Annotated in this window: 6 protein-coding genes; 5 read left to right on the forward strand and 1 reads right to left on the reverse strand. The window is 72.1% G+C overall.

Features of this window, described 5'->3' with window-relative positions; translation table 11 throughout:
- Positions 1-104: 104 nt before the first annotated feature.
- Complete coding sequence (locus AWW66_RS17815; protein WP_067367476.1) at positions 105-1,742, reverse strand: purple acid phosphatase family protein; 1,638 nt, start codon at positions 1,740-1,742, stop codon at positions 105-107.
- A 289-nt stretch (positions 1,743-2,031) separates the two neighbouring features.
- Here AWW66_RS17815 and AWW66_RS17820 point away from each other — a divergent pair, with 289 nt between their 5' ends.
- The 5 genes from AWW66_RS17820 (at position 2,032) to AWW66_RS17840 (ending at position 11,604) form a co-directional block, all read left to right on the forward strand.
- Positions 2,032-2,532 (forward strand): hypothetical protein, encoded by a 501-nt coding sequence (locus AWW66_RS17820; RefSeq protein WP_067367479.1) that lies wholly within the window; start codon positions 2,032-2,034, stop codon positions 2,530-2,532.
- 79 nt (positions 2,533-2,611) lie between these two features.
- Entirely contained in the window at positions 2,612-4,105 is a 1,494-nt protein-coding gene (locus AWW66_RS17825) for a PQQ-dependent sugar dehydrogenase (RefSeq protein ID WP_245648357.1), read from the forward strand.
- 173 nt (positions 4,106-4,278) lie between these two features.
- On the forward strand, positions 4,279-5,262 hold the full coding sequence (locus AWW66_RS17830; RefSeq protein WP_067367482.1) for a hypothetical protein: 984 nt from the start codon (positions 4,279-4,281) through the stop codon (positions 5,260-5,262).
- Positions 5,263-5,442: 180 nt separating this feature from the next.
- Positions 5,443-8,541: a hypothetical protein gene (locus tag AWW66_RS17835; RefSeq protein ID WP_157527538.1), complete on the forward strand. Its 3,099-nt coding sequence runs from the start codon at positions 5,443-5,445 to the stop codon at positions 8,539-8,541.
- 168 nt (positions 8,542-8,709) lie between these two features.
- A complete protein-coding gene (locus AWW66_RS17840; RefSeq protein WP_067367487.1) occupies positions 8,710-11,604 on the forward strand; it encodes an AfsR/SARP family transcriptional regulator in 2,895 nt (964 codons plus the stop codon).
- Positions 11,605-11,608: the final 4 nt, after the last annotated feature.

Consider the following 11,608-nt stretch of genomic DNA (forward strand, 5'->3'; position numbering starts at 1 on the left):
GGGCGTGCCGGCCCGGACCCGGGTACGGATCCTCACGTGACTCTCCCTGCTCGTACCGGACCGGGGCGGGCCGACCGTCGCCGGCCGACCCGCCCCGGCACGGGTCACTTGGTGACGGTGACCACCGGGCTGGTGATCTTCTGGTTCTCGCTGGTCAGGTAGACGTGGTGGGTGGAGTTCGCCTTGGCGGTGGGGGGCAGCTCGAAGCTGTAGGTGAGCCGGCCCAGCTCGTCGGCGTTCTTGTAGCCGATGAAGACGCCGTTGCGGCCCTCCTCGGCCTTGGTGTTGCGCAGGTAGACGGTGACCCGCTCACCCGGGTCGTACCCGAAGGCGTCGACCCGGACCCGGCCGCCGACCGGCACGGTGGACTTGTTGGTCCTGGCCTGCTCCCCGACGGTGTTCTCCGGGGTGCGCAGCTCGTTGACGGTCCGCTCACCGGCGTCGTTCTTGCGGATCAGGAAGCCGTCGTGGTGCTCGCCGTTGGCGTAGCGGGCCTCGAACCGGATCTGGTCCGACTGCACGTCGATGAGCTGGTAGAGCTGGGTGTTCTGCGAGGTGCTGGTGACCTCGGCCCCGTTGCCGGTCCAGTTCTGGCCGTTGTTGAGCTGGTACATCTTGCCGCCGGAGACGGAGACCACGTAGGCGACACCGTTGTGCACGGTGGTCGACTGGCGGTTGGTGGCGACGTTGCCCCGGCCGTACGAGTGGTCGTGGCCCTGCAGGACCAGGTCCACGCCGTACTGCTCGAACAGCGGGCCCCACTGGTTGCGGACGTTCGGGTTGTTCCGGCTGCCGGTGGTGGAGTAGACCGGGTGGTGGAAGGTGACCACCGTCCACTTGTTCGGGTTCTCCTTCAGCACCCCCTCCAGCCACGCGGTCTGGGCCGCCATCAGGGTGCTGTTGCTCTGGTGGTTGGTGTCCAGACCGATGAACCGGACGCCCTGGTAGTCGGTGTAGTAGACGGTCTGCTTCAGCTCCGGGTTACCGGGGCCGTTGTCCGGGTACGGGAACTGCGGACGCCAGAAGGTGGAGAGCCCGCCGCTGTACTCGTGGTTGCCCGGCACGGAGATGTTGTTGACCTGGCCGTCGATGAAGCCGCTGGCCTTGAACCACTGGCCCCACTGCTCCTCGCTGTTGGCGTGGTCGATGAGGTCACCGGCGTTGACGATCACCTTGGCCTCGGGCCGGTCGGCGAACGCCTGCCGGAACACCCGGGGCACGGCCGAGTCGATGTAGTTCTGGGCGTCGCCGTAGTAGATGAACGAGAACGGCTCCAGGTCGCTCTCGGCGGTGGTGAAGTCGATCCACTCGCTCCAGTTGGTGCCGTCGCCGACCCGGTAGGTGTAGCGGGTGCCCGGCTTCAGGTCGGTGAACTCGACGGTGTGGTACGTCGAGGCGTAGCCGAGGGTGGTGTTGACCGGGCTGGTGGCACCGGCCGGCACGGTCCGGACCGCGCCGGCGGCCGGGGCCACGTCGCCGAGGGCGCGGGGCGCCTCGAGGATCTGGGCCTGCGCCCACTCCGCGGTGGCCTCGGCCCGCCAGGTCACCTTCTGCGAGGTCGACGGCGTGGTGGTCGGGATGAGGATGATCCGGTCCGGCACCGGGGACGGCTTGTGGATCTCGGCCGCCGGGAACTTGGCCGGTGCGGCGTCGCCGAACGCGGCCGGGGTGACCGCGAAGCCGCCGACGAGCAGCGCCGCGCCGCCGACCGCCAGGATCTTCGCCCGTCGCGAGACGCTCATCCAGGCTCTACTGTTGGTAGTCACGTTGAACTGGCCCTCCAGCACAGGGGTTCTGCCCGCCAGCAGGAAAAGTGGCAGGCCAGAGGCATTACCGGCGGCGAAGTGGACGTCGGCGCAACATCCATCTGGCCGGCAGATGAACTCATGATCGTTAGCTGGGAGTGTCGTCTGCGGGCCGCCGGCTGGTCCCTCGCCGGACACCATTTGTTGATCATGGGTTCACCGGGCCGGGCCTACCATGCGGCGGCGGAGCCACCCGCACACCGCCCCCGACGGAACGGATCCCCTGATGAACCGCACCGCTGTGCTGCGCCGCCCGCCCCGGTACCGGGGGTGGGCCCTGGCCGCCGCCGTCCTGGCGTTCGCGGTGTTCCCGGCGGCCGAGCCCCGCGCGGTCGTGCACAAGGACGACACCTTCATCACCGCCCAGACCGCCGGCATCCTCACCATCGAGGGCGGCGAGTGTTTCACCGACCCGGCGTACTCGTCCCGGGCCGGCGAGGTGGTCGTGCTCTACCGGCCGTGCGAGGAGCGCGCCGACAACCAGTCGTACGCCTTCCTGCATGCCGCCGAGGGTCCGTGGGACCGGCCGGCGCTGGTCTCCTTCGCCTGGGACGGCTGCGGCCGGGACTTCACCCGGCGGTGGGGCTCCCGGGAGTCCTCCGGGCTGGACTACTACCCGATCCTGCCCACCGAGGAGACCTGGGCCGACGGCGACCGGGACGTCATGTGCGCGGTGTACCGGCCGGGCGAGCAGCTCACCCGATCGATGGTGCCGCTGCTGCGGTGACCGCCCGTCCGGATCCCCGCTGCGGCTCGGCCGGCCATCGGCTACATTGACCGCAGTCGATTATCCGGAGGTGTGGTCGATGCGCGTGCGGTCGATGGTCGTGGCGGCGCTGGCGGCAGGCGTCGCGGTGGCGGGGTTCGGTGCCGGGGCGGTGGCCGGGGGCCCCGCCGCCGATCCACCCCCGGGGGTCGGCGCGTCGGCGCTCGGCGACTTCGACCTCACCCGGCCGCAGGTGGTCGCCAGCAACCTGACGGTGCCCTGGGGGATGGACTTCCTGCCCGACGGCAGCGCCCTGGTGGCGCTGCGCAACTCCGGCCAGGTGCAGCGGGTACGCCCCGGTCAGCCGCCGCAGCAGGTGGCCCAGATCGCCGGGGTGAACGCGGTCGGCGAGGGCGGCCTGCTCGGGTTGGCGGTCTCCCCGACGTACGCCCAGGACGGGTACGTCTACGTCTACCTGACCACCAGCACCGACAACCGGATCGTCCGGTTCCGGCTCACCGCCCCGCAGACCCAGCAGCCGATCCTCACCGGGCTGCCCCGGGCCAGCATCCACAACGGCGGGCGGATCGCCTTCGGGCCGGACGGGCTGCTCTACGCCGGGGTCGGCGACGCCGGGCAGACCTCCACCGCGCAGGACCCGCAGAGCCGCGCCGGCAAGATCCTGCGGCTGCGGCCGGACGGCACCGTCCCGCCGGACAACCCGTTCCCCGGCTCCCTCGTCTACAGCCTCGGCCACCGCAACGTGCAGGGGCTGGCCTGGGACGCGCAGGGCCGGCTGTACGCCACCGAGTTCGGCCAGAACACCTGGGACGAGGTCAACCTCATCGTGGCCGGCGGCAACTACGGCTGGCCGGTCGTCGAGGGGCGGGGCACCGACCCCCGGTACCGCAACCCGCTGGTGGTCTGGTCCACCGCCCAGGCGTCGCCGAGCGGCGCGGCCATCGCCGGGAACCGGCTGTACGTGGCCGCCCTGCGCGGTACCCGGCTGTGGAACGTGCCGCTGGACGGCGCCGGTGGGGTGGGCACCCCGGTCGCCGAGCTGACCGGCACGTACGGGCGGCTGCGCACCGTCGAGTACGGCCCGGACGGCTGGCTCTGGGTCGCCACCAGCAACCGCGACGGGCGGGGTACGCCGGCCGCGACCGACGACCGGATCCTCCGCTTCCCGCCGCGCGACACCACGCCGCAGCCCACCGGGTCCCCGCAGACCTCGCCGCCCGCCCCGCCCACCACCCAGCCGCCGACCACCGCGCCGACCTCCTGCCAGGTCTCCTGGACGACGAACCAGTGGACCGGCGGGTTCACCGCCGAGGTGCGGATCACCAACCAGGGGCCGGCGCTGGCCGGCTGGGCGCTGACCTGGTCGTTCGGTGCCGACCAGCGGGTCACCAACGCCTGGAACGCGCAGGTGACGCAGTCCGGGGCCGCCGTCACCGCCCGCAACGTCGAGTGGAACGGCGCGGTGCCGCAGGGCGGCACGGCCAGCTTCGGCGTCCAGGGCAGCGCCGGGTCGGCCAACCCGACGCCGGACGCCTTCCAGCTCAACGGCACGCCCTGCCAGCGGCTCGGGTAGCCGGGCGCCCCTTCCGTCACCGTCCGTCACCCCGCGCCGGACCGACCCCGTCGGTCCGGCGCGGGGTGCTGCCGTCGCCGCGATCAGGAAGTTGCTGATTGCAACCTGAACGTTACCTTGGGGCGCGATCCTGTGGAAATCGATCTCCCCCGATCTCCACTGAGGAGGGTCAGATGACCCAGACCCGCGCCCCGGGTCTCGTACCGGCGCCGACAACCTCCGACCGACCCCCGACATCCACCCTGGTCAACGGCTACATCCCCGGTCGGCGTGCCCTGATCGTCGGGCTGAGCGTGCTCGCCGGGTTCCTGCTGACCGTCGTCTGGTCGGCGGAGTTCGTCGACCAGACCATCGGCGACAACATGGCGAACGCGCTGCTCGGGCACGACGCCAAGGAGACCCCCATCGCCGGGGTGGCCGCCGGTATCGCCTTCGCCTTCGTCTCCGGCCTGGCCGGTACCTTCACCGCCTGCAACATCGCCGCCTTCGGCGCGGTCGCGCCGATGCTCGGTGGCGGCGGCAGCCGCTGGCACCGGCTGGGTCAGGCGCTGCGCCCGCTCGGCTGGCTCTCGGTCGGGATGATCGCCGTCTCGGCCGTCTACGGCGCCGTCGTCGGCCTGGTCGGCACCCGGATGCCGCAGTTCTCCACCGCACCGAACGTCGCCGGTGAACTCTCGCCCCGCAGCATCCAGTCGATGGTGGTCTTCGGGGTGATCGGGCTCGTCATGACCTACCTCGGCCTGGCCGCGCTCGGCCTGGTGCCGGATCCGTTCGCCCGGATCTCCCCCCGGTTCCCGAACGCCCCGATGGTGGTGATGGGCGCGCTGATCGGCGGCTTCCTGATCGGGCGTCCGTTCCCGCTGTTCCGGCAGATGTTCCGGGACGCGGCCGAGAGCGGCAACCCGCTCTACGGGGCCGCCGCCTTCACCCTCCAGTCGATCGGCAACATCGTCATCATGGCGGTGCTCTTCCTGCTGCTGACCTACACCGTCGGCGGCCGGCTGCACCGCTGGATCGCGGCCAACCCCCGCCGGATCACCGTGGTCACCGCCGTCGCGCTGCTCGTCGCCGGGGTCTTCACGTTCCTGTACTGGGACGTCCGGCTGCTCGCCCGCCGCGAGATCCTCCCCTGGTACCCCACCGCCCCCTGGGTCTGACCCCTCCCTCCCCGGCGGCCGGCTCCCGCGTCCCGCGACGGGGGCCGGCCGGTCCCAGCGGTCCCAGTCGGGCCCCAACGGAATCCCAGTGGCCCCCGGCAGGGTGGGCGACGGCCGAGAACTGGCCAGGGACGATTGGGGACAGTAGTGACAAGCCAAGCACGTGCCACCAGTGGCGCGGTGGCGACCAGGGGGGACCTACCGGTCCTCCGACCGAGAGACGGTTGGCGGCGGTTCCGGCAACGCGGGCTGCGGGCGCTGACCGCCCTCGTGGCGACGGTGGGGGTGGCGGTGGCCAGCTTCGCCGTCGCCCCACCGGCCGCCGCGAACGACAACGGCCCGGTGACCATGGACGAGCAGGTGCTGCGGGAGGCCCTGTTCACCATGCACATGCGGGGCCGGATGTCCGGGGCCGAGGGCTACAAGGACCTGATGATCAGCTACGGGATGCTCGCCTACCGCGAGCGGAACCCGCAGTCCACCGCCCGGCAGATGATCCAGCACGGGGTGGTGCTGCGCAACCACTACAACAGCCAGTTGACCGCGAACGACCTGGAGCGTCCGGCGTTCCAGTTCATGATGAAGCTGTTGGAGCTGACCGCGCAGGTACCCGGGGCCGGTGGCGCGTCGATCGTCAAGGACCTGCTGGAGTCCACCGCCGGCCAGCAACTGCAGAACTACGGCTCGATGGTGGACCAGATCACCGCGGCCCAGGCCCACTACTCCTGGCACCAGCACCTGCACCAGACGCAGAACCGGATCTGGCAGCGCGTGGCCCGGGTGGCCCTGGTCGACAGCACGTTCCTGGAGGCGTGGAACTCCGAGTTCGGGGTGCGGTACAACGTGAACCCCGCAGGGACGACGGAGGACCTCTCGGCCGACCCGTATGTCGAGACGTGGCTGAACACCAACGCCATCCTGCTGAACCAGCACAACGACAAGAAGTGGCTCGAAGAGGCGATGGGGCAGGTCACCGGCCTGCTCACGGCCATCAACGGCCGGGTCGACGGGTACAACGAGGCGGTGCGGCAGCTCGCCGCCCAGTACCCCCTGACCAACGGTGCCCCCCGGCCCGAGCCGGTCGCCTACCAGGCGGCGGTGCAGCGCGCCAGCACGGCACAGGACTGGATCGACGGTGCCGCCGGTGCCCTCAACGTCCTCGCCCACCTGGTCGGCTTCGCCGACAAGCGGAAGGGGGAGATCGTCGCCGGTGTCGGCCGGTCGGCGGTGCAGATCGCCACGGCCATCAACCAGTACCTGCCGACCATCGCGGGACTGGGCCTCTCCCAGGCGCTGACCTCGATGAGCACCCTGGCCCTGACCGGCAACGTGCTGGGGGCCATCTCCGCCCTGCTGCCGGTCTTCGGCGGCGGCAACACCCCGGAGCAGCAGATCCTCGACGAACTGCGCAGCCTGCGGGCCGAGGTGGGGCAGCTCAGGGAGAACATGAACGACCGGTTCGACCGGATCGAGCGTGGCCTGACCACCATGTACACCGACATGATGAATGAGTTCGAGACCATCATCAATCTCCAGCGTGCGACCGACGCCCAGCTCACCCGGATCAACGAGCGGCTCGCCGGGCTGACCGAGCGGGTCGACATGTGGGGGCTGACGATCCTGCGCAACCAGCAGCAGGACGTCTCTGGTCAGATCCGGAGCCGGATCAACGACGTCGTCGGGTTCAAGGCCGAGACGGGGCTCGAACTCCCCTACCACGGAGACGGGGAGAACTATGCCAGCTACGCCCGGGAGCTGCGGGAGGACGCGCGGGACCGTGCGCTGAACGGCCCGGTGGTGGCCCCCCGCACGGGCATCACCACGGCCGACGCGCTCACCTCGTACGGCACCTACGGCTCCATCGCGCACCTGCTCGCGCAGGCCAGCGCCAAGGGGCTGCCGACGCAGGGCGTCACCGCCGTGCGCGACGCGGAGACCTGGGCGTTGGCGGCGACCGGCTACCAGATGCTGATGGCCCAGAACCCGGAGCACGCCGCCCGGCTGGGAACGCAGGTGACCGCCGAGGTGGTCAGCTCCGGCGAGCAGATCCAGGAGGCGGTCCGGCTCTTCAGCGCCCCGCGCGAGCCCGTGGAGGGTGAGCCGACCCCGCAGTACCCGTTCATGAACGACTACCTGCACGGCCTGGTCATGGCGTACCGGATCACGGTCGTGGAGATGGTGAAGCGGATGGCCGAGATCCGCGACGAGATCCGCCAGGGCGGCAAGCACGACCCGTTCGGCCTTCCGGAGCAGCCGGTGCCGGCCGGACAGAAACCGACCGGAGACCCGGCGACCGTGCCGAGCTGCAACTCGGGCCCCGCGCTGAGCCGGCCCAGTGACGTCGAGTACGCCGACCTGGAGCAGGCTCTCTGGGTGGCCCAGTACGGCAGGTCCGACTCGGCGATCACCCTGTGCCACGAGTCGGGTTGGACCAACGTCTCCACCCACCGCTCTGGCAAGTGGGAGATCACCCGGGCCGACCTCCAGTTCAGCTTCAAGGCCCGACAGAAGTGGGACGGCAACCAGCGCATCATCCGGGAGTGGACGAAGGTCATCCCGCTCGGTGAGGTCTGCCGGACGCACGACGACGGCCTGCCCGGCGCCTGCCGCCAGTCGTCGCAGGACGTCGCCAAGTGGGACAGCACCTACAAGGCGCAGTTCGGCAACGCCACCTTCATCGACAACGAGAAGGCGGAAACCGACCGGGCCAAAAAGTGGCTGCACCAGCAGGGCGGTGACTACTACACCAAGGTCCATGAGGAACTGACCAACCCGCACCCGCAGGACCCGCGGACGCAGACCCTGTACGCCCTCAACAAGAAGGCCACCGAGCAGGCGCGGCACTACACCGCCGTGGTCAAGCTGGGCTTCGGCACCGCGCTGTCGCAGGACGAGCTGATGGGGCTCAACCTCGTCGGCACCAACCGGGCCCCGTACGACCTCGACGGTCTGAACCTGATCACCGGACCGTTCGAGCACGCCCGGAACAACTACTGCGTGGCCGACTCCAACCCGTGTGAACTGAAGGGCACGATCACCAAGCCGTTGGAGGGCGAGAAGCTGCTCAACTGCGTCCACGCCGTGACGCTCGACCCGATCGCGGCCTGCATCGAGGGCCTGATGTACTACCGGACCGACATCCTGTACGAGCGGATGAACTTCTGGTCGGAGAAGATCAAGAACGAGGAGTACGTCGAGGGCCTGCCGGCGGTGGAGGCGATCCTCCAGGCCGTGCGGACCGCCGACACGGTGGCCCGGTCCACCCCGGTCACTCCGTGACCTGCTGATCGGCGGGTGCCCGGCCGGGTCGTCCGGCCGGGCGCCTGTCGCCATCCGGACCCGGACTGGAAACAGTCCTCAAAGGTCTGATCTGATCTTCACCCAATTGCGAGGAAACAGCCGGTGCCGGGGCGAGGGGCCCCCGGCACCGGCCGGGTTGGGGGAAAGATGCAGGTGCAGTTCCGGGTCCTGGGTCCGCTGACGGCGGAGGTCGACGGCCGCGAGGTCGACCTCGGGGGTCGCCGGCAGCGGGCCGTGCTCGCCTCGCTGCTCGCCGCGAGGGGGAGCACCGTCTCCGCCGAGCGCCTGATGTCGCAGGTCTGGAGCGACAGCGAGCCGCCGTCGATGGCCACCCTCTTCGGGTACGTGGCGACGTTGCGGCGGGCGCTGGAGCCGGGGCGGGTCGCCCGTGCCCCGGCCCGGCTGCTGGTCCGGGAGGGGCCCGGGTACGCGCTGCGGGTCCCGGCGGAGGCGGTGGACGCGGAACGCTTCACCCGGCTGGTCACCGACGCCGGCCGGTACCTGGAACGCGGGGACGGCGGCACCACCCTGCGCCTCCTCGACGAAGGGCTCGCGCTCTGGCGCGGCCAGGCGTACGGCGACTTCGTCGACGCCCCGTTCGCCGTCTCGAAGGTGGCCCGGTTGGATGCGTTGCACGCGGTCGCGCGGGAGCTGCGACTGGCCGCCATGCTCGCGGTCGGCGACCACGCCACCGCCATCGGCGAGCTGGAGGCCCTGGTCATCGAGCATCCGCTGCGGGAACGCGGCTGGGAGCTGCTGGCCGTGGCCCTGTACCGGGCCGGTCGGCAGGGCGAGGCGCTGACCGTGCTGCGCGACGCCCGGGACCGGCTCGCCGCCGAACTCGGTGCCGACCCCGGGCCGGCCCTGCTCCGGGTCCAACAGGCCATCCTCCACCAGGACGGCTCCCTGGACCCGCCGACGGTTAGCGCACCGGCCGCCGCCGAGCCGGCCGCGCCCAGCCTGCCGCCCAGCCGGAACCTGCCCGCCGCGCTCTCCTCCTTCGTGGGCCGGCGCACCGAACTGGCCCGGCTGACCGGCCTGCTCGCCGAGCACCGCCTGGTGACCGTGATCGGACCGGGCGGGGTGGGCAAGACCCGGCTGGCCCTGGAGGCGGCCCGGACCCGGACCGACCCGGACGGCCCGTGGCTGGTCGAGCTGGCGGGGCTGCGCGACGGGACGCTGGTGGCCCGCGCCGTCGCCGACGCCCTCGGCCTACCGGTCCCGCCGGGACTGGCCGAGCTGGCCGCGATCCTCGGCGGCCGGCACACCCTGGTCGTGCTGGACAACGCCGAACACCTGCTGGGTTCGGTGGCCGAGGTGGTCGCCGCCCTGGTCGCCGCCGGCCCGGGGGTACGGGTGCTGGTCACCAGCCGGCAGCCGTTGGGCATCCCCGGCGAGGCCATGCTGGAGCTGGCCTCGCTCCCGCCGGAGGACGCGGTGGCCCTGCTGGCGGCCCGGATGGCGGTGATCCTGCCGGGCAGCCCGCTGACCGAGGCCGACCGGCCGGTCGCCGGGCAGCTCTGCCGGGAGCTGGACGGCCTGCCGCTCGCCATCGAGCTGGCCGCCGCCCAGTGCCGGGCGCTGTCCCTGCGGGAGATCGCCGAGCAGTTGGACGACCGGTTCGCCCTGCTCGACAGCGGCCGGCCGGACGGGTACCGGCACGCCACCCTGGAGCAGACCATCGAGTGGAGCCACCACCTGCTCACCCCGCCCGAGCAGTGGCTGTTCCGGCAGCTCAGCGTCTTCGACGGCGGCTTCGACCTGGACGCCGCCAAGCAGGTCGGCACCGGGCCCGAGGCGCCCCGGGTGCTGCCGGTGCTGCTCGGCCTGGTCCGTAAGTCGCTGGTCGCGGTCGACCCCGGGACCAACCCCCGGCGGTACCGGATGCTGGAGTCGATCCGCCACTACGCGGTCGGGCTGTTGCCGGAGGCGGACCGCGCGGCGGCCCGGGGGCGGCACCAGGCGTGGCTGCTGGGGCTGGTGGAGACGGCCGAGCAGTGGCTGCTCACCGCCGACGGGGCACACTGGATGCAGCGGCTGCGCCGGGAACGGGACAACATCTCCGCCGCCCTGGAGGCGGCCCTGGAGGCCGGCAACGCCCTCGGCGCGGCCCGGATCTGCGGCGCGCTGGCCTGGTTCTGGTTCCGCACGGGGCAGATCACCGAGGGGACGCGCTGGGGACGGGCCGCCGAGGCCGCCCTGCTCGACCGGATCGCCGACGCCGGGGCGGAGCAGGGGGAGCTGCTGCTGGCCCGGGCCCGGCTGCTGCTCGCCGTCGGCGGGGTCACCTACCTGACCGGGGACCACGCCGCCGCCGTGGCGGTCTTCCGTACCTCCGCACAGCTCTGTGAGCGGGTCGGCGCGCGGGACACCCACGCCACCGCCGCCACCTACCTGGCGTCGATGACCATGATGAGCGGGGACGTGCCCGGGGCGCTGACCCTGGCCGACCAGGCGGTCGCCCTGGCCGAGGCGATCGACCAGCCGGGCATCCGGGCGGAGGCGCTGACGGTCCGGGGGCAGATCAGCCGGGTCTGCGGGGACCTGGACCGGGCCCACCGGGAGCTGACCGAGGCCAACCGGCTGGCCCGCGCGTGCGGGCACTGGTGGGCGGTGCTCTCCTCGGGCTGGGCGGGCAGCAAGGTCAGCGTCGACCAGGGCCGTCCGGAGCAGGCGGTCGCCACCCTCTGCGCGCTGGCCGTGGAGACCGATCCGGGTATCGACCGGGCGAGCTGGCTGGCGCTGGTGCACTCGCTGGCCGGCGCGCTGGCCCGGACCGGCCGGGCCGGGGATGGCGCGGTGCTGCTCGGGACGGTGGCGGCGCTCGGCGCGACCATCGGCTACTTCCCGGAGCGGATGGACCCGTTCGACGCGCCGGGCAACACCCGCGCGGTGCGGGAGGCGCTGGGGGAGCCGGCGTACCGGGCGGGGCTGGCGGAGGGGGCCCGGCTGGGCTGGGCGGAGCTGGTGACGCTGCTCCGCCGCCGGGCCGACACCTGGTGCGACGGCGTCGGCGTCGCGGTCGGCCCCACGGCCCGGTAGCGGC

It is taken from the genome of Micromonospora rosaria (assembly GCF_001567585.1).
Lineage (GTDB): Bacteria > Actinomycetota > Actinomycetes > Mycobacteriales > Micromonosporaceae > Micromonospora > Micromonospora rosaria.

Coding starts and splice junctions, on each gene's coding strand:
- AWW66_RS17830 (WP_067367482.1), top strand. CDS start 4,279: ATGACCCAGACCCGCGCCCCGGGTCTCGTACCGGCGCCGACAACCTCC.
- AWW66_RS17820 (WP_067367479.1), top strand. CDS start 2,032: ATGAACCGCACCGCTGTGCTGCGCCGCCCGCCCCGGTACCGGGGGTGG.
- AWW66_RS17815 (WP_067367476.1), bottom strand. CDS start 1,742: ATGAGCGTCTCGCGACGGGCGAAGATCCTGGCGGTCGGCGGCGCGGCG.
- AWW66_RS17825 (WP_245648357.1), top strand. CDS start 2,612: ATGCGCGTGCGGTCGATGGTCGTGGCGGCGCTGGCGGCAGGCGTCGCG.
- AWW66_RS17840 (WP_067367487.1), top strand. CDS start 8,710: ATGCAGGTGCAGTTCCGGGTCCTGGGTCCGCTGACGGCGGAGGTCGAC.